We start from the raw sequence: 22453 nt of genomic DNA, 5'->3' as shown, positions 1-22453 counted from the left end.
GGGCCGATCAGCGCGGTTTGAACAGCTGCCGCACGCGTTGGATCAGTTGGCGAATGTTCGCCTTGGCGCGCACCCATTGCTGCCACGCGGCGCTGGCCTTGACGCTGGCGAGGATGCGGTCCTTGAAGGCCATCCAGCGGTTGAACCAGTGGGCGAACCAGGCCAGCCTCATGAGGGTGGGACGGGTGAGCATGAACAGGCGCGCCGTGATGGCGGTGCCGCCAACCTTGGCCGAGATGATGACGCCGATGCCCAGCAGGGTGTGGCCGTGGCCCAGCCAGTAAAGCGCCAATAGCTTGACGGGCAGCAGGGTGAGCAGGGGCACGCCAAACAAGGCCAGGGATGCGTAAGGCGGCAGGGCCTGGATGCGGCCCTCGATCCAGCGCAGGCCGGGCAGCCGGCCGAACCAGGCGACGATGGCGGCCAGGTATTCCCAGCCCCATTCTTCAAAGAGCAGGACCAGGGCCATGCCCCAGACAAAGAGCGTGTAAAACCAGTTGAGCGGCCATGACAGCGCGCGTTGAACCGGCTTGGCACTGGGTGGCGTGGCCACCATCAGAGCCTGCATGGCCAGGGCCGTCACGAGGCCATTGCTCAGGTGCCAGCCAAAGTGCGTGCCCAGCGGCCACCAGGGGCATACGCTTTGATCCAGTTGGCGCAGTACCAGGGCCAGCGTGAACATGCCGCAGGCGCCCCACATCCAGGGCCGCATGGCGCCCCCATTGGGCGCCAACCGGGGCGTGCAGGCAGCCGTGATGGCGATGGCCAGCCAGGTGCTGATGTACCAGGCCACCTCGGGCCGCATCCAAGTGGTGTGGATCTGCAGGAGCAGCAGCGTGCCCAGGCCGATGAAGGCACCGGCGATGGCCGCGCCCAGCCAGGCGCGCGACCAGGGCCAGCCCAGCACACGCTGCGTCCAGGTCGCGGCAAACCCCAGCAGGAAGAGCAGGATGCTGCCCGAGTCCAGCCAGGCTGCCCAACGTTGCCCCAGGGTATGGAAGGCGAAGCTGCAGATGCCGATGAGCCCGATCGACCAGGCCAGCCAGCGCAGGTCACGCCGATCGAGCTGGCGCACCTGGAGTGCGCGTGACACCCACAAGGCCGCGGCGATGAAAGACAAGTTGGTCAGCGCATTGACGGGCTCGGCCCAGAAGCCAGGGTCCAGCCGCTCGCAGTACAGATCGATCGATGCACCGAAGTAGGCGAGCAGGTCCATGGCCGGTCCGTCAGGTCAGACGCCGCGTGCGCGATCGGCGGAGAACTGCTTCTGGAACTCGCCAAAGCGCCCAGCATCCAGCGCATCCCGCACTTCCTGCATCAGGTTGAGGTAGTAGTGCAGGTTGTGGATGGTGGTCAGCATCGGGCCGAGCATCTCGCCGCAGCGATCCAGGTGGTGCAGGTAGGCGCGGCTGAAATTCGAGCAGGTGTGGCAGGTGCAGGTTTCGTCGATCGGCCGTTCATCCGCCTTGTAGCGGCTGTTGCGCAAGCGCAGGTCGCCAAAGCGCGTGAACAGGTGGCCGTTGCGCGCATTGCGTGTAGGCATCACGCAGTCGAACATGTCCACGCCCGTGGCCACGCCGGCCACCAGGTCTTCCGGTGTGCCCACGCCCATCAGGTAACGCGGCTTGTTGGCCGGCAGCTTGGGCGTGATGTGGTTCATCACGCGCAGCATCTCGTCCTTGGGTTCGCCCACGCTCACGCCGCCAATCGCATAACCGGGCAGGTCCAGCTCCACCAGCCCCGCCAGCGATTCTTCACGCAGGTTGGGGAACATGCCGCCCTGCACGATGCCGAACAAGGCATTGGGGTTCTGCAGCTTGGTGAACTCGGCGATGCAGCGCTTGGCCCAGCGCAGGCTCAGCTCCATCGAGGCGCGGGCTTCCTTCTCGGTCGTGATGTGGCCCAGCGACTTGTCGCCCTTCCAGTAAGGCGTGCACTCGTCGAACTGCATGACGATGTCCGAGTTCAGGATGGTCTGGATCTGCATGCTGATCTCGGGCGTGAGGAACAGCTTGTCGCCGTTGACCGGCGAGGCAAAGCGCACGCCTTCTTCACTGATCTTGCGCATCTCGCCCAGCGACCAGACCTGGAAGCCACCCGAGTCGGTCAGGATGGGCTTGTTCCAGCTCTCGAACTTATGCAGGCCGCCGAACTGCTTCATGATGTCCAGGCCTGGGCGCATCCACAGGTGGAAGGTGTTGCCCAGGATGATCTGCGCGCCCATCTCTTCGAGCGAACGCGGCATCACGCCTTTGACGGTGCCGTAGGTGCCCACGGGCATGAAGATGGGGGTCTGCACCACGCCGTGGTTGAGCGTGAGCTGGCCGCGGCGGGCTTCGCCTTCGGTCTTGAGGAGGTCGAATTTCAACATGGTGTCTCTTTATATGCTGGCTCAGGCCATGGTGGCGGGGCGGCGGGCGTTGAGCCGCTCCAGCAGGCGTTCGCTGCGGAAGGGCTTGGACAGGACTTCCTGGCCGGATGCGTTCAGGCGGGCGATCTCGGCGGGGTCGGTGTCGCCCGAGATGATGATGCTGTGCAGCTGGTGGCCCTGCGAGCGCAGGTGCACGCCCAGGGTCTGGACCAGGTGCAGGCCGTTGATACCGGGCAGGCGGTAATCGGTGATCAGGGTGTCCGGCAAGCTTTCTTCGTCGCCGTCCTGGATCAGTGCGGGCAGCTCGTCAAGCAGGGCTTCGCCATCGGCCCAGGTGCGGGTGCGGGCGCCCCAGCTGTGCAGCATCTCGCCAATCGCGCGGCGCAGCAGGATGTCGTCTTCCACCAGCCAGATCACACGGCCCGTCAAGGGTTGCGATGGCGCGGCAGGTGCCTCGGTGCGCTTGCTGGCCACCAGGTTGAGCGGCAGCTCGATCGCAAAGCAGGACCCGCGTCCCGGCCGTGACTTGACCGTCACCTGCTCGCCCAGGATCGATGCCGTGCGGCGCACGATGGCCAGGCCCAGGCCGATGCCGCGGTTGCGATCCCGCGCGGTGTTGCCCACCTGGTAGAACTCTTCGAAGATGCGGTCGAGCTGGTCGGGCGCAATGCCGATGCCGGTGTCCCAGACCTCGATGCGCAGGCGGTGCTTGCCGCGACGACGGGCGGCCACCAGCACGCCGCCACTGTGCGTGTAGCGGATGGCATTGGCCACCAGGTTGCGCAGCACGCTGTGCAGCAGCATGGGGTCGGTCAGCACCATCAACTGGGAGCCTGGCACGCCACGTGGCAGCCGAAAGCGCAGGCGCAGGCCCTTGCCATCGGCGGCGCTCTTTTCATGCACGCGCACAGCCTGGAAGACATCGTGCAGGCCCACTGACTGGAACTCGGGTTTGACGGCACCCGCATCCAGGCGCGAAATGTCCAGCAGGCCCACCAGCAGCGATTCCATCGAGGCCACGGCCTCGTCGAGCATATTGGTCAGGTCCTTGACGCCAGGGTCTTTTGCTTGCTGGCGCAACAGGCTGACCAGCAGCCCGATGGCGGCCGTGGGCTGACGCAGGTCGTGGCTGGCCGCGGCCAGGAAGCGTGTCTTGGACTGGTTGGCCGCCTCCAGGGCGCGTGTGCGTTCGGCCACGCGCTCTTCCAGCGTGATGTTCATGCGCTCGGACAGGTTCATCGCGTCGATGAACTTGCGCATCAGCGTGAGCGCGAAGCCCAGGAAGATGATGGGCACGCAATAGGGTGTCCAGTACAGGGCGGTGACGTCCAGATACGGCGTGAGAAACAGGTAGTCGTGCGCCACGCTGATGAAGGTGCCTACCGGGCCCAGCGTCATGGCGATGGCTTCCAGCCAGTGGCGCGTCCAGGCGGTTTGCACCACGCGGGACACCACCCACACGCCCGTGATCATCAGGATGGGGTAGGCCACCAGGCGCAAGGTATCCAGGTACGGCGTGCCCATGGCGACCAGCCCGATCACCGGGAAGCCGAAACCCATGAGGCGAAGCGGCCACAGCAGCTTGTTGAGTGAGATGTTGGCGTAGCTCAGCCCGAACAGCGCCACGTAATAAGTGCTGACCGCTTGCGCGGCGAAGAAGAACCAGTCCACCACGGGGGCGGGCCAGTTGATGGTCTCCACGAAGTACAGCGTATTGCGGCCGCACATGACCAGCATCAGGCAGCCGAAGTAGCCGAAGATCACATCGCGGGGACGGGCGCGCCAAGCCAGCAGCAGAAACAAGGCCATGCCCGCCACGCTCATGTTCAGCGTTTGCGGCAGGTCTACCGTCAGGCCGGCCCAGCGGTCGAAGTCGTCGCGCATGTCGGTGAGCGGGCCAGCCTGCATCGGTGCGATACCAGGCTTGCGGAACGGGTTCATGCGCACATCGATCTCGATGTCGTTGTCCCCGGCCAGCAGCACGTTGACGGGCAGCTCGATCAGATAGGGCAGGGTGGCCATGCTGGTGATGGCCGTGCCCTCCATGTGGTGCGTGCTGAGCTGGATGCCATTGACGGTGACACGGTGGTTGCCCGGCAGACGGTCAATGCGCAGCGCCCAGGGCACCACGGGTGAACGCGGCATGTACAGGCGTGCGCGGTAGCAGCCCACCGCAGGTGGCTTGATGCCCAGGGCACGCCAGTCATCGGGCAGCTTGACGGTGCGGCCTTCCAGCCGTTCGGCGCAGCTGCCGGGAGACAGGCTGGCCTCGTCCACGATGAAGGTGGGGGCCGCCTGGGCCGCACCCGTCATGAACAGGATCAGGCAGAGCAGCCAGGCTTGCAGTGGTTTCAACCAGAGCCCGGCGGCGCGTTCGAGGTGGTATCCCATGGTGTTTTGTAGTTCATCGTTGGATCAGCATCGCGTCGCCATAACTGAAGAAGCGGTAACCGCGGGCGATCGCATGCTGGTATAGCTGCCTGATGTGCTCGTAGCCGGCCAGGGCGCTGACCAGCATCATCAGGGTGCTCTTGGGCAGGTGGAAGTTGGTGATGAGCACATCCACCACCTTGAACTGGAAGCCGGGCGTGATGAAGATGTCCGTGTCGCGGCTGCCAGCCTGCAGGATGTGGCCCGCAGGTGCGTGCAAGGCGGCGGACTCCAGCGCGCGCAGCGTCGTCGTGCCGACCGACACCACACGCCCGCCTGCCGCCTTGGTGGCTTCGATGGCGGCCACGGTGGAGGCAGGCACCTCGAACCACTCGCTGTGCATCTTGTGCTCGGCCAGGTTGTCCGTGCGCACAGGCTGGAAGGTGCCGGCGCCCACGTGCAGCGTTACCTCGGCGGTCTGGATGCCCCGGGCCTTGAGCCGGTCCAGCAAGGCTTCGTCGAAATGCAGGGCGGCAGTGGGCGCGGCCACCGCACCCGGCGCCGAGGCGAACACGGTCTGGTAACGGCGCACGTCGTCTTCTTCGTCGGCGTGGGTGATGTAGGGCGGCAGCGGCACGTGGCCGTGCTGCTCCAGCAGTGTCAGCGGGTCGCCGGCAAAGCGCAGGTGGAACAGACCGCCGTCCGGGCCGCCACGCCCCAGCACCTCGGCATCAAAGGCATCGGCGAAGCGCACCATGCTGCCCGGCTTGGGCGACTTGCTGGCGCGCAGGTGCGCCCACACTTCGTTGCCCGGCAGCACGCGCTCGACCAGCGCTTCCACGGCGCCGCCCGAGGCCTTGTGGCCATACAGGCGGGCCTTGATCACGCGGGTGTTGTTGAACACGAGCAGGTCGCCGGGCTGCAGCAGGTCAGGCAGCTCACGGAAGACGCGGTCAACGGGCTGTGCGCCACGGCCATCGAGCAAACGGGAGGCGCTGCGTTCGGCGGCGGGGTGCTGGGCGATCAGCTCGGGCGGCAGCTCGAAATCGAAGTCGCTCAGGGTGTAGGTGGTGGGGGTGAGGGAAGAGCTCATGCCATTGAGGGACGGACGGGTCCCGTGCCAAGGAAACCCGGTATTGTCGCCGCAAGCGGGGGCGCATCCCGCGTTCGCATCTTGAAAATGGCCCGGCAAGCCTGTGGGGGTGTGGTGGGCGGGCTGTGGCGCGCCGTGCGGCCCTTATTGGGGGGCAGGAGGGGGTAGGAAGTACGGCCGGCGCGGGCACAATGACACGCTTGTCAACAAGCCAGGGGATGGAGTCAGGTGGCGCAAAGCGGGGCTTCGGCCAATCACGCTTCCAGCAAGTCTGCGGGGTCGACCAAGGTCGAGGCCGCTGCAACGCCTGCGCGTTCGGCGCCGCAAAAGGCCATGGACAAGCTGGGCCTGGTGCGCGACATCGACCTGGCCTTGCATCTGCCCCTGCGTTATGAGGACGAAACCCGCCTGACCTTGCTGCGCGATGCCCGCGACGGCCAGACCGTGCAGGTAGAGGGCATCGTCAGCGAGAACCGCATCGAGGCTCGTGGCCGCCGCCAGCTGATCGTGCGCCTGGACGATGGCACAGGCGAAGTGCTGCTGCGCTTCCTGAACTTCTATGGTTCGCAGCAAAAGAGCTGGGCACCTGGTGTGCGGCTGCGTGCGCGCGGCGAGCTGCGCCATGGCTTCTGGGGGCGCGAGATGGTGCACCCCACGGTGCGCATCGTCAGCGACAACACGCCACTGGCGGCTTCGCTCACGCCGGTCTACCCGACCAGTGCTGGCCTGCCACAGGCTTATCTGCGCAAGGCCGTGGCCTCGGGCCTGTCGCGCGCGCCGCTGGAAGAGCTGATCCCGCCCGAACTGCTGCCCGGCCGCTGGCCGCGCCTGCGTGATGCCTTGCACTTCCTGCACCATCCTTCGCCCGAGGTGGCGGTGGAGGCACTGGAAGACCACAGCCACCCCGCCTGGCAACGCCTGAAGTTCGAAGAGCTGCTGGCCCAACAGGTCTCGCAGATGCAGGCCCGGGCGGAGCGGGCGCACCTCAAGGCGCCTGTGCTCAAGGCCGTGCCTCAAGGCTTGCAAGAGCGCCTGCTGGCGGTGCTGCCTTTTCAGTTGACAGCGGCACAGCAAAAGGTGTGCGAAGAGATCGCCCAGGACTTGCAAAGGCCGCAGCCCATGCACCGCCTGCTGCAAGGCGATGTGGGCTCGGGCAAGACCGTGGTGGCCGCGCTGGCCGCCGCCGTGGCCATGGACGCGGGCTGGCAATGCGCCCTGATGGCACCCACCGAGATCCTGGCCGAGCAGCACTTCCGCAAGCTGGTGGGCTGGCTCGAGCCCCTGGGCATCAAGGTGGCCTGGCTGACCGGCAGCCTCAAGGCCAAGGCCAAACGCGCGCAACTGGAAGCCGTGGCATCGGGTGAAGCGCAACTGGTGGTGGGCACACACGCCGTCATCCAGGATCAGGTCGAGTTCGCGAAGCTGGGCCTGGCCTTGATCGACGAGCAGCACCGCTTCGGTGTGGCGCAGCGCCTGCAGTTGCGCCGCAAGCTCGAAAGCAGCGAGCTGGAGCCGCACCTGCTGATGATGAGCGCCACACCCATCCCCCGCACCCTGGCGATGACCTACCTGGCCGACCTGGAGGTCAGCACCATCGACGAGTTGCCGCCCGGCCGCACGCCCATCGTCACCAAGGTGTTCGCGGACACGCGTCGTCCCGATGTGGTCGAGCGCATCCGTGACGAGGTGGCCAAGGGCAGCCAGGTTTACTGGGTCTGCCCCTTGATCGACGAAACCGAGGACAGCGACCAGGCCGCTGACGAGCTGGCCGGCCGCGCCAGCAATCGCCGCCCGCCACTGGACCTGAGCAACGTCACCCAGACGCACCAGGAGTTGAGCGAGGCGCTGGCCGGCTTTGGCGTGGGCTTGTTGCATGGGCGCTTGCCCGCGGCCGAGAAGGCCGATGTCATGGCACGTTTTGCATCCGGCGAGTTGTCTGTGCTGGTGGCCACCACCGTGATCGAAGTGGGGGTGGACGTGCCCAACGCCAGCCTCATGGTGATCGAGCACGCCGAGCGGTTCGGCCTGAGCCAGTTGCACCAGTTGCGCGGGCGGGTGGGTCGTGGCGCCGTGGCCAGCGTGTGTGTGCTGCTGTATGCCTCGCCCTTGTCCGACTCGGGCAAGCAGCGCCTCAAGGCCATGGCCGAAACCACCGATGGCTTCGAGATCGCGCGGCGCGACCTGGAGATCCGGGGCCCGGGCGAGTTCATGGGCTCGCGGCAATCCGGTGCGGCGCTCTTGCGTTTTGCAGACTTGAACGAAGACCAGGGCCTGGTGGCGCGTGCCCGCCAGGTCGCCGAGATCATGTTGCGTGACCACCCTGATGCGGCGCAACGCCATGTGGCCCGCTGGCTGGGGCAGAAGTCGGAATTCCTCAAGGCATGACAGGGTATCTTTCGGGGCAGGCAGCTTTCGCCCAAATTCAGCACAATCAAAACCCATGACGCTGACTGAACTTCGCTACATCGTGGCCGTGGCACGTGAACGCCACTTCGGGCGGGCTGCCGAGGCCTGCTTCGTGTCCCAGCCCACGCTGTCCGTGGCCGTCAAGAAGCTTGAAGACGAGCTGGACGTGCGGCTGTTCGAGCGTGGCAGCGCCGAGATCAGCGTCACGCCCCTGGGCGAAGAAATCGTGCGCCAGGCCCAGGCGGTGCTGGAGCAGGCCCAGGCCATCAAAGAGATCGCCAAGCGCGGCAAGGACCCGCTGGCCGGTGCCTTGCGCCTGGGTGTGATCTACACGATCGGCCCTTACTTGCTGCCTGATCTGGTGCGTTCGGCCATTGCCCACGTGCCGCAGATGCCACTGATGCTGCAGGAGAACTTCACCGTCAAGCTGCTGGAAATGCTGCGTGCCGGTGAGCTGGATTGCGCCATCCTGGCCGAGCCTTTCATGGACACGAACCTGGCCGTGGCGCCCTTGTACGACGAACCCTTCATGGTGGCCGTGCCGCGCATGCATCCGCTGGCACAGCGCGAGCGCATCAGCGCCGAAGAGCTCAAGCGCGAGACCATGTTGCTGCTGGGCGCAGGCCATTGCTTCCGTGACCATGTGCTGGAGGTCTGCCCCGAGTTCGCGCGCTTCTCCAGCGATGCCGAGGGCATCCGCAAGAGCTTCGAGGGCTCGTCCCTGGAGACCATCAAACACATGGTGGCGGCGGGCATGGGGGTCACCGTGGTGCCCATGCTGTCGGTGCCGCGCGAGCCGCATCCGCACCTGGTGTTCGTGCCATTTGAAGACCCGGTGCCCACGCGCCGTGTGGTGCTGGCCTGGCGGCGCAGCTTCACGCGTTATGAGGCCATCGCGGCCTTGCGCAATGCCATCTATGCCTGCCCGCTGGAAGGCGTTGAGCGCCTGACTTCCTGAGCGGGGTTGCCGACTCAGACAGATTGAGCTGGCTCGGTGGGTTCGGCGGGCTTTTGTGGATCGAAGCAGTCCACCACCGCGAAATACAAAGAGCCGTAGAAGGCCGCCGCCAGCCCCATGCTGGCGGCCATGGTCAGGGCATTGACCAGCACCGGTATCGGCAGGATGGTGACGATCAGACCGGCCACCAGCGCCAGTGCACTGAGCACCCCGAACCAGCCGAGGCCAAACAGCACAAAGGCACCCAGGTTGCGCCAGCTTGCCACGGCACTGAAGAACAGCGCCTTGGGCAAGGGCACGCGCGCCCACAGGATCAGCGCGGGGGCGTGCAGGAACAGCAGCGTCACCGGCAAGGTCAGCGCCAGGTCCAGCAGCATGCTTTCTTGAACCAGCGGGTTGGTGATCACCTCGGCCAGGTCCTGCGCTTTGGTCTTGATGTCTTCCAGGGCCTGCGGATCAGGGCCCAGCCAGCCCGAGAGCAGCAGGGCGCCCAGCATGCACAGGCCATACAGCACGCCCAACTGGGCGAAGGCCTTGCGCACGGCTGCATCACTCTTGAAGGGCTCGATCATCACCGCAGGGGTGATGGATTGGCCCGTCAGCACACGGCGGGTGGCCAGCATGAAGCCCATCCACACACTGGGTGCGAGACAGGTGACCAACGCCAGCCCGACCTCCTGCAGCACCAGCATCAGCAGCATGGCCGCCATGCTGGTCAGGCCCAGCAAGCTGATGTAGCCCAGTGGTTGTTGCCGGCAGGCCAGCAAACCCTGGCGCACCCAGACCAGCCCCCGAGAGGCTTTGACCAGTTTGAGTTTCATGCTCAGGCCGCGGTGCCTCGTTGATACGACCAGGGCTGGTTGCGGCGCATCGTCAACACGCGCTCGAAGTGCGTCGGGTCATGGGGTTTGAGCATGGCGGCATCGCGCGGCAGGTAGTAGTCCCACAGGCGGGATGTCCAGAAGCGCAACGCGGCGGAACGCAGCAGGGCAGGCAGCAGCACGAGTTCATCATCCGTGAGGGGGCGCTGGGCATCATAGGCTGCCACGAAGGCCTGGGCGCGAACCGGGTCGAGCGCACCGGTGTCCAGGTCGATGCACCAGTCATTGAGGCACACGGCGATGTCGAAGCCGAAGGTGTCGCAGCCCGCGAAGTAGAAGTCGAAGAAACCCGACAGCGCCGGGCCGTCGAACATCACGTTGTCGCGGAACAGGTCGGCGTGAATCGGGCCGCCGGGCAGGGCCTTGTAGCTCGCCGAGCGCGCCAGCTCTTGCTGGAACACCAGCTCGGATTCAATCAGGGCGACCTGATCGGCATTCAGGTGCGGGCGAACCACGGGGATGGTCTCTTCCCACCAGGCCAGGCCACGCAGATTGGGCTGCTGGTGCGGGTAGTCCAGCCCGGCTTCGTGCATGCGAGCCAGCATCGCGCCCACCTGCGCGCAATCGGCAGCTTGAGGCGCCAACTGGTTGCGGCCCTTCAGGCGCGTCACCACAGCAGCGGGCTTGCCCTTGAGCGTGTGCAGGATCTCGCCTTGCGCATTGGCCTGGGGTGCGGGCACGGGGATGCCGCGGTTCGCCAGGTGGTGCATCAGGTTCAGGTAGAAGGGCAGTTGCTCGTAGCTCAGGCGCTCGAACAAGGTCAGCACATAGTCACCCTTGTCTGTGCTGACAAAGTAGTTCGTATTCTCGATGCCGGAGGTGGCACCCTGCATGGATTGCAAGGTACCCAGATCCAGGTCGGACAGCAGTCCAGCCGCTTCCTGCGGGGACACTTCGGTGAAAACGGCCATGTGACTCAGTCAAGCATCGAAAAGGCGGGGGCCCCTGGCAACAAAAAGGTGCATCGGCATGGAAAACCGCAACCAGATGTTGCGGCGGCTCACAGCTTAGGCGTAAACCCTCAGGCTCCGGGGGAAGACGAGCGTGTGATTGTAGGAGTCGCTGTGGCAGACTTCTCAGGATATTGAAAACCCCGCCCCACTGCTTTGTGGGGGCGTGCATTTTTCCTATAACGAGGAACCGGTCCCGCATCATGAGCACTTCAGCCCCGAGCAAGTATTCCAAGACCCTGTCCACGCTGGCTGCAGCGTTGTCGCTGGTGAGCCTGTCGGCCATGGCCCAGGAACGCGAATCCGCCCCGTTGGGCATCTATGGCGGTGGCGCCTTCGGTGTGGGGGCCGCGCAGTGGGAATGCGGCACCAGCTGCAACCGGGCCACGTTCAGCGGCAAGTTCTTCGGTGGCAAGCGTCTGACCCCCGGTCTGGCCGCAGAAGTGAACTACATGTTCTTCGGTGGCCTGGACCGCGCCAATGACACGGCTACCACGGCCTCGACCGGCGTGGCCGCCGTGCGCCAGAAGATGCGCGCCCTGTCGGTGGGCATCAACTGGGAAGTCGAGTTGCTCAACGACTTCACCAACAGCCTGCGCGTGGGTTGGGCCTTCACCCGCCGTGACCAGAACATCACTTACGCTGGTGGCACCACCGAGCGTGTGAACGACTACGGCAGCGCCCCTTACTTCGGTGCCGGTCTGTCCTACCAGTTCGCCCGCGACATGCGCCTGCTGTCGAGCTTCGACTATGTGGTCAAGGGCCACGAGAGCTACTACCTGTTCGGCATCGGTGGCTCGATGGAGTTCTGATCCGGGCCCGGGCCTCTATGGCCTCATGAATAGGCGTCACAATCCGGGGCATGAACGCCCCGGTGACTACCCCTTCTGATTCCCTGCCCATCCTGCTGCTGGTAGACGGCTCCAGCTACCTCTACCGCGCCTTTCACGCCATGCCCGACCTGCGCGGGCCGCAAGGCGAGCCGACCGGCGCCTTGCACGGCATGGTCAACATGATGGGCTGGTTGCGTGACCACATCGGCGCCGAGCATGCCGTCTGTGTGTTCGACGCCAAAGGCCCGACCTTCCGCGACGAGTGGTACCCCGAGTACAAGGCGCACCGCCCCTCGATGCCGGATGACCTGCGAGCCCAGATCGAACCGATCCACGAAGTCGTCAAGCTCCTGGGCTGGCCGGTGCTCGAAGTGCCGGGCATCGAAGCCGATGACGCCATCGGCACGCTGGCCAGGGTGGCGGCAGCCTCCGGCCACAAGGTCGTCATCTCCACGGGCGACAAGGACCTGGCCCAACTGGTCAACCCGCAGGTCTCGCTGATCAACACCATGGCCAAGCCGCCCGAGGTGCTGGACATCCCCGGTGTGCAGGCCAAGTTCGGTGTGCCGCCCGAGCGGATCATCGATTACCTGACCCTGATCGGCGACACGGTGGACAACGTGCCTGGCGTCGAGAAAGTGGGCCCCAAGACGGCTGTGAAGTGGCTGGCTGAATACGACACGCTCGAAGGCGTGATGGCCGCGGCAGACAGCATCAAGGGTGTGGTGGGTGAGAACCTGCGCAAGGCGCTGGACTGGCTGCCCCAAGGCCGCCGCCTCATCACCGTCAAGCTGGATTGTGACCTCACGGGCTATGTGCCCCAGTGGCCTTCACTTGACGCGCTGGCGCTCAAGGCGCCCGACCTGCCTGCGTTGCTGGACTTCTACACACGCTATGGTTTCCGCACGGCCCGTGCCGAGGTCGAGAAGCAACTGGGGCTGAGCTCAGCGACCGCGGCCCCCGCAGCCAAGACTGGCAAGGCGCCCAAAGCACCCAAGCCCAGCGCCACGGGTGACCTGTTTGGTGGTGATGTCGATCCAGTGGGTGAAGCAGCAGGCGACGCAAGTGCCAACGAAGCCTCAGCCATGGGTGGTGCCTCCCCCGCATCCACCTTGACCCAGGTCGACACCCATTACGACACCATCCTCGATTGGGCGGCTTTCGATCAATGGCTGGCTCGCCTGCACGCGGCCCAACTGGTCGCCTTCGACACCGAGACCGATTCGCTCGACCCCATGAAAGCCCGCGTCGTGGGCCTGTCGTTCAGTGACCATGTGGGCAGCGCTTGCTACATCCCGCTGCGCCACGAGGGCCCTGATGCGCCCACGCAGTTGCCGCTCGACGAGGTGCTGGCCAAGCTCAAGCCCTGGCTGGAAGACGCCAGCAAGGCCAAGGTCGGCCAGAACATCAAGTACGACACGCACGTGCTGGCCAACCACGGCATCCGCATCCAGGGTTATGCGCATGACACCATGCTGGAGAGCTATGTGCTCGAAGCGCATCGCCGGCATAACCTGGGTGAGCTGGCGTTGCGCTTCGTGAACCGCGCCGGCCTGAGCTACGAAGACGTGGCCGGCAAGGGGGCGCAGCAGATCCCGTTTGCGCAAGTGGCAGTGGACCGCGCCTCACAGTACTCCAGTGAAGACAGCGACCTGACGCTGCATGTGCACGAGACCCTGTGGCCGCGCTTGCAGGCCGAGCCGGGTTTGCTGGACATCTACCAGCGCTTCGAGCTGCCTACCTCGCGCGTGCTGCAGCGCATCGAGCGCAACGGCGTGCTGATTGATGCGGACTTGCTGCGGCAGCAAAGCCACGAGTTGGGCCAACGCATCATGGCGCTGGAGCAGGAAGCCTACGAGCTGGCCGGCCAGCCCTTCAACCTGGGCTCACCCAAGCAGCTCGGCGAGATCCTGTTCGTCAAGCAGGGCCTGCCCGTCGTGAAGAAGACGGCATCCGGCGCGCCGTCCACCAATGAAGAGGTGCTGGAGAAGCTCGCCGAAGACTACCCGCTGCCGGCTCGCATCCTCGAATACCGCGGCATGGCCAAGCTCAAGTCCACGTACACGGACAAGCTGCCCCTGATGATCAACCCGGCAACCGGCCGCGTGCACACCAATTACGCGCAGGCCGTGGCCGTCACGGGCCGCCTGTCCAGCAACGACCCGAACCTGCAGAACATCCCTGTGCGCACAGCCGAAGGCCGCCGCATCCGCGAAGCCTTCATCGCGCCGCCGGGCCACGTCATCGTCTCGGCCGACTACTCGCAGATCGAGCTGCGCATCATGGCCCACATCTCGCAGGACGAGAACCTGCTGCGCGCCTTTGCTGAGGGCATGGACGTGCACCGTGCCACTGCCAGCGAGATCTTCGGTGTGACGCCGGATGAGGTCAGCAGCGAGCAGCGCCGCTACGCCAAGGTCATCAACTTCGGCCTGATCTACGGCATGAGCGCTTTCGGCCTGGCCAGCAACCTCGGCATCGAGCGCTCGGCGGCGTCGGCCTACATCGAGCGCTACTTCACGCGCTACCCCGGCGTGAAGCGCTACATGGATGAAACCCGTGCGCTGGCCAAGGCGCAGGGTTATGTCGAAACCGTGTTCGGGCGCCGTTTGTGGCTGCCCGAGATCAACAGCCCCAACGGCCCGAGCCGTGCCGGTGCCGAGCGGGCCGCCATCAACGCGCCCATGCAGGGCACGGCGGCTGACCTGATCAAGCTGTCGATGGTGGCCGTGCAGGACGCGCTGGACGCGCAAGGCAAGGCCACGCTGATGATCATGCAGGTGCACGACGAACTGGTGTTCGAGGTGCCTGAGGCCGAGCTGGACTGGGTCAAGGCCGAAGTGCCTCGCCTGATGGCCTCGGTGGCGGCCTTGCGGGTGCCGCTGCTGGCCGAGGTCGGGGCAGGGCCGAACTGGGAAGCCGCACACTAACCGTGCGCGGCGTGGGAGGCCGCCAGCTGATCGCCCACCCGCCTTGCGCGGCGTGGTCAGCTGCACACTGACACACAACTGTCATCATCCTGAGGGCTTTGGCGTTCTAAACTCAAAGCCCCGCGCTTTGTCTGGCGCGATCCGGTTTGATTGCAAAGGAAGTGTTGTCAGGTGTACACCGCCCCGCGTTTGAAGTTGTTGAGCCGCGAACAGGCCATTCTGGAATTCAACCGCCGGGTGCTGGCGCAAGCGCAGCGGGAGGACGTGCCCCTGCTGGAGCGCCTGCGCTACATCTGCATCGTGTCGTCCAACCTCGACGAATTCTTCGAGGTCCGCTTTGCCGATGTGCTGGAGGCCTCGCGCACCCGCGGCACCGGCATCGACCCGCAGTACCTGGCCGATGTCGCCAAAGAGGCCCATCAACTGGTTGACGACCAGTACCAGATCTTCAACGACGTGGTCGGCCCGGCGCTGCGCGAGGCCGGCATTTACATCCTCAACCACGCGCACCGCAACGAGGCCCAGAGCGCCTGGGTGGCCGATTTCTTCCATCGCCAGGTTCGCCCGCTGCTGGTGCCCATCGGGCTGGACCCGTCGCACCCCTTCCCGCAGGTTGCCAACAAGACGCTGAACTTCATCGTGCGCCTGAGTGGGCGCGATGCCTTCGGGCGCGACAACGACATCGCCATCGTGCGCATCCCGCGCGTGCTGCCGCGCGTGATCAAGCTGCCCCCCGAAATCTCGGACGGCAAGCAGTGCTTTGTGCTGCTGTCCAGCGTGATCCGCTCGCACCTGGGGGAGCTGTTTGCCGGCCGCGAGATGCAGGCCTTCTCGCAGTTCCGCCTCACGCGGGATTCGGACATCGACGTGGACGAAGACGATGTCACCGACCTGCGCCAGGCCCTGCGCTCCAAGATGAGCACGCGCCAGTTCGGCCAGTCGGTGCGGCTGGAGGTGGTGTTCAACTGCCCCAAGGATCTGTCCGACTTCCTGCTCGAGCAGTTCGGCCTGGACAAGCAAGCTCTCTATGAGGTGAACGGCCCCGTCAACCTCGTGCGCCTCACGCAGTTGATCGACCAGGCCGATGCCGACCCGCTGCGCTTCCCGAACTACCAGGCCGGCTGGCCGCAGACCTTGCCGCAGGCCGGCATGTTCGAGCACCTGCGCCACCAGGACTGCCTGCTGCACCATCCCTTCGAGTCATTTGATGCGGTCGTGGCCTTCTTGCGCGAGGCCGTGTACGACCCGGATGTGCTGGCCATCAAGCAGACCATCTACCGCACCGGCAGCGAGTCGGTGTTGATGGACTTGCTGCTCGAAGCCGTGCGCCGCGGCAAGGAAGTGCTGGCCGTGGTGGAGCTGAAGGCGCGCTTCGACGAAGAGGCCAACATCAACTGGGCCGAACGCCTGGAGGCGCTGGGGGCGCAGGTGGTGTACGGCATCGTGGGCCTCAAGACCCACGCCAAGATGATGCTGGTGACGCGCCGCGAGGGCAATCGCCTGCGGCGTTACGCCCATCTGTCCACGGGCAACTACAACCCCAAGACAGCGCGCCTGTACACCGACGTAGGTTACCTGACCAGCAATGCCGAGATCACGGCCGATGTGGACATGGTGTTCCAGCAGCTCTCCAGCCTGACGCACCAGAAGTCCACCCGGCACCTGCTGCTGGCACCGTTCAGCATGCAGTCGCACCTGATCCGCACCATCAAGCATGTGGCCGAGGCGGCCCAGGCCGGCCAGCCCGCACGCATCGTGCTCAAGCTCAACTCCCTGACGGACGAGCCCTTGATCGCGGCCTTGCTGGAAGCGGGGCAGGCAGGCGTCAGCATCGACCTCGTCGTGCGTGGGGCCTGCATCTTGCCGCCGGGTGTGCCCGGGTTGTCCGAGAACATCCGCGTGCGCTCCATCGTGGGCCGCATGCTCGAGCACACGCGTGTGCTGTACTTCCGCTGGGGCCCAGGGGATGACGACGAGGTGCTCTACCTGTCCAGCGCCGACTGGATGAACCGCAACATGACGCGGCGCATCGAAGCCGCCTGGCCCGTGCGCGATGCGGCCTTGCGCCAGCGCGTGATCGACGAGTGCCTGGTGCCGTATCTGCTGGACCACCGCGATGCCTGGCGCCAGTTGGGTGATGGCCGCTACGAGCGCGTCTCGCAAGATGGCGTCAGTGCTCAGCAGGCTTTGATGGCCCGCTTTCGCGCCTTGATCTGATTGTCATCAGCCTGACGCGTTGATCCATCAGGCTGCCCGGGCATGACACATCCAGGAGGGCGCATGAGGAGTTCAGCATGGATCTGATCTTGTGGCGGCACGCTCAGGCACACGCTTTGCCGCTGGACGAAGCCTTGCAGGCCCGCGCAGAAGCCGGCGAAGACCTGACGGTCCACATCGACATGGCGCAGGACCTCGCCCGCACCTTGACCCCCAAGGGCGAGCGGCAGGCCGAGCGCATGGCCCAATGGCTCAACCAGCGCTTGCCCGACACGACCCGTGTGCTGGTCAGCCCGGCACAGCGCACGCAGCAGACTGCGCTGGCGCTGGGCCGCACGTTCAAGACGGTGAAATCCATCAACCCACAGGCCAGCGTGGACGACCTGCTGGAGGCAGCGCGCTGGCCCCGCGCCAGGGATGCCGTGCTGCTGGTCGGGCACCAGCCCACGCTGGGCATGCTGGCCGCCCGCCTGCTGACCGGGCAGGATCTGGCCTGGTCGGTGCGCAAGGGGGCGGTGTGGTGGCTGCGCAGCCGCGAGCGCGACGGGCACACCAGCGTGACGCTGCACGCGGTTCAGCCGCCCGATTTCCTTTGATGCACCGCGCGCTTTACGTGTCTTGACAGTTTGAATGACAGCCTGGCGGCACGATCAGGCCCGATCCCCTGGATAATGGCGGCCATGAGCCTGCTGTCCGCTGCTGACGCTTCTGTCGATACCGCCGCCGCGCCCACCGTGCCCAGCGCCCTGGTCAATGCGCATTTCCGTCATGCGATCCGCATTTACTGGGAAGACACCGATGCCGGTGGCATCGTGTTCTACGGCAACTACCTCAAGTTCATGGAGCGCGCCCGCACCGAGTGGCTGTCCTCCCTGGGCTTCGAGCAGGAGGGCATGCGCCATTCGGGCGAGGGCATGTTCGTCGTGGCCGACACGCAGATGCGCTTCATCAAGCCCGCCCGCCTGGACGACCGTTTGACGGTGACCGTCAGCGTCATCAATGTCGGGCGCAGCAGCGTGAGCTTCGCGCAGGACGTCTGGCGCGGCGCGACCTTGCTGACGCAGGGGCAGGTTCGCATTGGCTGGGTGCAGTCCCAGCCCGGCCAGGAAGACCTCAAGCCCGGCCGCATCCCCGCGCGCATCCTGTCTGTCCTGCCCACCCCGATTCCAACCTCTGGAGCCTGATTTCCCATGAACCAAGACTTGTCCATCATTGCCTTGGTGCTGCATGCCAGCGCGGTGGTGCAGATCGTGCTGGCGCTGCTGCTGGCGGTGTCGCTGGCCAGCTGGAGCGTCATTTTCAGCAAGCTGATCGGGCTCAAGCGCGTGCGCACCGACAACGACGAGTTCGACCGCGAATTCTGGGCCGGGCGCACCCTGCAGGAGCTCTACCAGGACGCGCAACGCGGCGAAGGCCCTCCCTCGCCGCAAGAGCGCATCTTCGCCGCGGGCATGCGCGAATTCATGAAGCTGCGCGAGCGCCGTGTGACCGATGTGCCCACCTTGCTGGACGGCGCCCGCCGCGCCATGCGCGCCAGCTTCCAGCGTGAGATGGACGTCATCGAAGCGCGCCTGGACTTTCTCGGCTCGGTGGGTTCGGTGTCGCCTTACATCGGCCTGTTCGGCACGGTGTGGGGGATCATGCACGCCTTCACGGGTCTGTCCAACATGCAGCAGGTGACGTTGGCCACGGTGGCGCCCGGTATCGCCGAGGCCCTGGTGGCCACGGCCATCGGCCTGTTTGCGGCCATCCCCGCCGTGCTGGCCTACAACCGCCTGGCGCGCGACATTGATCGCATCGCCATCCAGATGGAGTCCTTCATGGAAGAGTTCTCCAACATCCTGGCGCGCAACGCCGCACCGGCCAACCCGGCTGGCGCACCACAGGGGCACTGACCGTGGCCGAGCTCAATGCCCGAGGCGGGCGCCGTGGCAGGCGCACCCGCAACGAGATCAACATGGTCCCGTTCATCGACGTGATGCTGGTGCTGCTGATCATCTTCATGGTGAGCGCACCGCTGCTGCCGACCGGCGTGGTGGACTTGCCCAGCATCGGCAAGGCCCGCAAGGCGCCCGAAAAGGTCATCGAGGTCGTGCTGGAAGACGCCGACCGTGTGCGCCTGCGCATTGACCGCAAGGACGTCGACACCTTGGACGTGAGCGAGTTGGCCGCGCGCATCAAGCCCTTGCAGGACGAGGCGGCTGGTGGCCCCGCCGCCGTGCCCGTGATCATCAGCGCGCGCAAGGACGTGCGCTACGAGTCCGTGGTGCACGTGATGGACGTGCTGCAGAAAGCCGGCGTGGCCCGCGTGGGCCTGTCGGTGCGCACCACAGGGGGCTGACGCCTTGAACGCCGACGTCGTCCACCCAGGAGCCGGCCCGGACCTGCGCCCGCGCACAGCGGACGGCTGGACCTCGGGCGTGGCCATGGCCCTTGGCGTGCACCTGATGCTGGTGGCCGCGCTGGCCTTTGGCGTGCACTGGAAGATGACCAACCCGGAAACGGTCGAGGCCGAAGTCTGGTCGGACATCCCGCGTGCGGCGGTGCCCGAGGCCGTGGAGCCGCCGCCCCCACCGCCACAGGTCGAGCAGCCGGTTGAAAAACCACCAGAGACGCCGCCCGAACCCGTGAAGGCCGCCGAGCCGGAACCGCCGCCACCTCAGCCGATCCCGGATGTGGTGGTGTCACGCACGCCGCCCAAGAAAGAACCCAAGAAACGCAAGCACCGCGAGCCTGTCGAGGTCTTTGAGACCGAGCCGCCCAAGCCGGTGAAGAAGGCCGAGAAGGTGCCGCCCAAGAAACCGGTGGAGCCTGAGCCTAAACCGGCACCGAAGCCGGAGCCCAAGAAGGTGCCCGAGGTCAAGCCGGTCACGTCCAAGGCCACCAGTGCCGACAGCAGTGCCAAGGCCGCGGCCGAACGCGAAGCCCTGCGCAAGGCCAAGCTGCAGGAGATGATGTCCGAACTGGGTTCGCTGGGTACACCCAGCCGATCGGCCGGCCCGAGTGCGGCTTATGGCGGCCGCATCAAGGCCCGCATCAAGCCCAACATCGTGTTCACCGACAACGTGAGCGGCAACCCGCTGGCCGTGGTCGAAGTGCGCTGCGGCCCGGATGGCCGCATCCTGTCGACCAAGTTCATCGAGCGCTCCGGGGTGGCTTCGTGGGACGAGGCTGTGATGCGTGCGCTCGATCGCACCGAGGTGCTGCCTGCTGACGAAAGCGGCCGTGTGCCGCCGGTGATGCAGCTGGAGTTCCGTCCGAAAGACTTCTGAGCTGGCTGAGCGCCGAGTGCCTCAGACCTGATCCGCCGTGGCGCTCAGCTTCCACAACCAGCCCTGCGCCACGGTCTGGTTCAGCCAGGTACCGAAATCGAAGCCAGTCGGGGCCTGGGCCAGCAAGGTCCCCAGGGGCTGATCTGGCTGCGTCAGGAGCGCCTTCATCCACAGGGCGTCTGCGGGGCCCACGGGCGCCATCTGCAACAACCAGGGCTGGCGCCAGACCACCACGTCGCCGGTTTGCCCGCTTCGCAATGCAAGCCGGGCGGCATCCTCATGGGTGTCGGCAGGGCCCTGATGTGCCTGCCACAGCGCCACCACAGGCCAGTCTGACGAGAGCAACTGCACACAGGGCTTGAGCGCCAGGTGCAGCTGTTCAGGTTCGGTTTCGGCCAACAGGTTCAGGCTGCGGGTGTCCAGGTTGGCATCCGCGGCGCGCTCGCACTGGTGGCGGGCCCAGTCCAGCCGGGCGCAATCGGCCAGCCAGGGCCAGGTCTGCAGATCCGGGTGGCGCTCGATCAAACCCGGCAAGGCCGCCCCCCATGCGCCCAGGTCACCACGGTCGGGTGGCGCCTCCTGCCACAGGATGAGCGCCAGCGCCTTCAACGTGTCCTCACCCAGCATGGCCTGCAGCGTCGGGTAGTGCGCGGCGATCACGCGTTGTGCGGTGGCCTGCGCGTTGAGCTGGTAGGCACGCAAGCCGGTCGCATCGGTTTGCAGGCGTGCGGCCACGAGCGCCGGCCAGCAGGCCTGGGATGCATCCCAAGGCCGTTCGGTGTTGTGTGGGGTGCGCCAGGCCGCCAGCACCGCCTGCTGCCGCGCCAATTCAGTCGATCGACTCATGCTCGGCCTCCCCGCGGTGCTGGGCCAGCGCCTGTGCAGCCAGGCGGGCTTCGTCCAGCAGCACGGCCAGGGGGGGCAGGTCCACGTCCCATTCGATCAGGGTGGGGATCTCGCCCAGGTGGGCCAGCGTCTGGGCGTACACGTCCCACACCGTGGGGTGCACGCGCTGGCTGTGGTCGTCGATGATCAGGCGGTCGGGCTCGGCCCAGCGAAAGCCGGCCAGGTGAATTTCACCCACCATGCCCGGCGGGATGGACCAGACAAAGTCCAGCGCCTCGGCCCGCGCCTTGGTCAGCGCCTGGCCCCGATCAGGTTCGACGCCCGGCGTGTGTTGCCAGGTGGTGCGCCGCGCCCGGTTCAGGCCGTTGACGACGAGGTTGTTGAGGTCCAGCAGCAACTGGCAGCCTGCGCGCCGGCAGGTCTGGATCAGGAAATCCACCTCCGCGATCTCATCATCCTGGTAGGCCATGTAGGCCGACAGGTTCTCGATCAGGATGGGGCGCTGGAGCTTGTCCTGCACCTGCTGGATGTTGGCCACCAGCACATCTTGCGAGGTCGGCGTGAAGGCCAGGGGCAGCAGGTCGCTGGCGTGCACGGCGCCAGCTTGCCCCGGCACCGCAGGGGCGACGCGCGCAAAACTGGCGTGGTCCGACACCCGAACGGGGTTGACGCGGGCCACCAGGCGAGCCAGCCGCGTCAGGTGGTCGGCATCGATGCCCGAGGCAGAGCCCAGCGACAAGCCCACGCCATGCAGGCTGATGGGGTAGAGCGCCCGCATCTGGTCCAGCACGTCGAGGGCCGCCCCGCCATCGGCAAAGAAGTTCTCGGAATGCACCTCCAGGAAGCCCAGTTCAGGCGGGCGCAGCCGCAACAACTCCTGCGCGTGTGGTTGGCGCAGGCCAATACCCACCAGGGACCACGTGCTGCTCATCGGGTGTCAGGCCCTCACTTGCCGCCGGCCTGGGCCAGCGCCGCCTTGGCTTGCTCAAGGCTCAGGCCGCCCAGCTTGGCGCAGGTGCCCTTGGCCACCAGCTTCCACTCCACGGGCGAATTGTCGGCCTTGGCTTCGCCGGCGCACGAGTGCGTGCCAGACAGGTTGGCGCAGCTGTTCTGGCCGGCCTTGACGATGCCGAAGCACTTTTCCTTGTCCTTGGCTGCGCCTTCTTCAGCAGCATGCGCCGCCTGGATGGCACCCACGGCCAGCAGCGAGGCGAGGGCAGAAGACAGCAGTTGACGTTGATTCATGATGATTTCCTTGCAGATTCGGTTGAAAAACGCACACCTTCTTCAGGCGGCATCTTATTGGTCGTGCGAGTCGTCGTAATC

At 65.9% G+C, this 22453-nt stretch carries 19 protein-coding genes; 10 read left to right on the top strand and 9 right to left on the bottom strand.

Annotated features, from left to right (window positions below; genetic code table 11):
- Positions 1-7 precede the first annotated feature (7 nt).
- Genes JY96_RS22755 through queA form a run of 4 tightly spaced genes read right to left on the bottom strand, consistent with a single transcriptional unit; the run spans position 8 to position 5834 of the window.
- Positions 8-1216: a ceramidase domain-containing protein gene (locus JY96_RS22755; RefSeq protein WP_081961048.1), complete on the bottom strand. Its 1209-nt coding sequence runs from the start codon at positions 1214-1216 to the stop codon at positions 8-10.
- Positions 1217-1231: 15 nt separating this feature from the next.
- Entirely contained in the window at positions 1232-2371 is a 1140-nt protein-coding gene (gene tgt / locus JY96_RS05215) for a tRNA guanosine(34) transglycosylase Tgt (protein ID WP_035035554.1), read from the bottom strand.
- 21 nt (positions 2372-2392) lie between these two features.
- A complete protein-coding gene (locus JY96_RS21970; protein WP_052162156.1) occupies positions 2393-4762 on the bottom strand; it encodes an ATP-binding protein in 2370 nt (789 codons plus the stop codon).
- Between the two features lie 13 nt (positions 4763-4775).
- A complete protein-coding gene (queA, locus tag JY96_RS05205; RefSeq protein WP_035035551.1) occupies positions 4776-5834 on the bottom strand; it encodes a tRNA preQ1(34) S-adenosylmethionine ribosyltransferase-isomerase QueA in 1059 nt (352 codons plus the stop codon).
- Positions 5835-6062: 228 nt separating this feature from the next.
- Here queA and recG point away from each other — a divergent pair, with 228 nt between their 5' ends.
- Entirely contained in the window at positions 6063-8219 is a 2157-nt protein-coding gene (gene recG, locus JY96_RS05200; protein WP_081961047.1) for an ATP-dependent DNA helicase RecG, read from the top strand.
- A gap of 55 nt (positions 8220-8274) precedes the next feature.
- On the top strand, positions 8275-9198 hold the full coding sequence (locus JY96_RS05195; RefSeq protein WP_035035548.1) for a LysR substrate-binding domain-containing protein: 924 nt from the start codon (positions 8275-8277) through the stop codon (positions 9196-9198).
- Positions 9199-9212: 14 nt separating this feature from the next.
- Here JY96_RS05195 and JY96_RS05190 read toward each other — a convergent pair whose 3' ends face one another.
- Entirely contained in the window at positions 9213-10019 is an 807-nt protein-coding gene (locus tag JY96_RS05190; protein ID WP_035035547.1) for a BPSS1780 family membrane protein, read from the bottom strand.
- Positions 10020-10021: 2 nt separating this feature from the next.
- On the bottom strand, positions 10022-10990 hold the full coding sequence (locus JY96_RS05185) for a homoserine kinase (protein ID WP_035035543.1): 969 nt from the start codon (positions 10988-10990) through the stop codon (positions 10022-10024).
- Between the two features lie 242 nt (positions 10991-11232).
- On the opposite strand from JY96_RS05185, the gene JY96_RS05180 reads away from it, so the two are divergent.
- From JY96_RS05180 to JY96_RS05145, 8 genes are all read left to right on the top strand, one after another.
- Entirely contained in the window at positions 11233-11841 is a 609-nt protein-coding gene (locus JY96_RS05180) for an outer membrane beta-barrel protein (protein ID WP_035035541.1), read from the top strand.
- A gap of 62 nt (positions 11842-11903) precedes the next feature.
- On the top strand, positions 11904-14792 hold the full coding sequence (polA, locus tag JY96_RS05175) for a DNA polymerase I (protein WP_235333854.1): 2889 nt from the start codon (positions 11904-11906) through the stop codon (positions 14790-14792).
- 171 nt (positions 14793-14963) lie between these two features.
- Positions 14964-17009, top strand: a complete 2046-nt coding sequence (gene ppk1, locus JY96_RS05170; protein ID WP_035035539.1) for a polyphosphate kinase 1 — start codon at positions 14964-14966, stop codon at positions 17007-17009.
- 77 nt (positions 17010-17086) lie between these two features.
- Positions 17087-17605 (top strand): histidine phosphatase family protein, encoded by a 519-nt coding sequence (locus JY96_RS05165; RefSeq protein ID WP_035035537.1) that lies wholly within the window; start codon positions 17087-17089, stop codon positions 17603-17605.
- 84 nt (positions 17606-17689) lie between these two features.
- The gene (locus JY96_RS05160) at positions 17690-18193 is read left to right on the top strand and encodes a YbgC/FadM family acyl-CoA thioesterase (RefSeq protein ID WP_081961586.1); all 504 of its coding nucleotides are present in this window, start codon (positions 17690-17692) and stop codon (positions 18191-18193) included.
- Positions 18194-18199: 6 nt separating this feature from the next.
- A complete protein-coding gene (gene tolQ, locus JY96_RS05155; RefSeq protein WP_035035535.1) occupies positions 18200-18904 on the top strand; it encodes a protein TolQ in 705 nt (234 codons plus the stop codon).
- Between the two features lie 2 nt (positions 18905-18906).
- Positions 18907-19350: a biopolymer transporter ExbD gene (locus JY96_RS05150; RefSeq protein WP_035035532.1), complete on the top strand. Its 444-nt coding sequence runs from the start codon at positions 18907-18909 to the stop codon at positions 19348-19350.
- Between the two features lie 4 nt (positions 19351-19354).
- Positions 19355-20281, top strand: coding sequence for an energy transducer TonB (locus JY96_RS05145; RefSeq protein ID WP_052162153.1), 927 nt, complete (start codon positions 19355-19357; stop codon positions 20279-20281).
- A gap of 21 nt (positions 20282-20302) precedes the next feature.
- Here JY96_RS05145 and JY96_RS05140 read toward each other — a convergent pair whose 3' ends face one another.
- Genes JY96_RS05140 through JY96_RS05130 form a run of 3 tightly spaced genes read right to left on the bottom strand, consistent with a single transcriptional unit; the run spans position 20303 to position 22372 of the window.
- Positions 20303-21127, bottom strand: coding sequence for a putative DNA-binding domain-containing protein (locus JY96_RS05140; protein ID WP_081961046.1), 825 nt, complete (start codon positions 21125-21127; stop codon positions 20303-20305).
- Positions 21111-22058, bottom strand: a complete 948-nt coding sequence (locus tag JY96_RS05135) for a DUF692 domain-containing protein (protein ID WP_035035528.1) — start codon at positions 22056-22058, stop codon at positions 21111-21113. The genes JY96_RS05140 and JY96_RS05135 overlap by 17 nt, the downstream gene beginning before the upstream one ends.
- 14 nt (positions 22059-22072) lie before the next feature.
- A complete protein-coding gene (locus JY96_RS05130; RefSeq protein WP_035035526.1) occupies positions 22073-22372 on the bottom strand; it encodes a DUF2282 domain-containing protein in 300 nt (99 codons plus the stop codon).
- Positions 22373-22453 lie beyond the last annotated feature (81 nt).

The sequence above is a fragment of the Aquabacterium sp. NJ1 genome (assembly GCF_000768065.1).
In the GTDB taxonomy this organism is placed as follows: domain Bacteria; phylum Pseudomonadota; class Gammaproteobacteria; order Burkholderiales; family Burkholderiaceae_C; genus Aquabacterium.
Note: the sequence above shows the minus strand (reverse complement) of the source record. Positions and strands in the feature narration are given on the sequence as shown.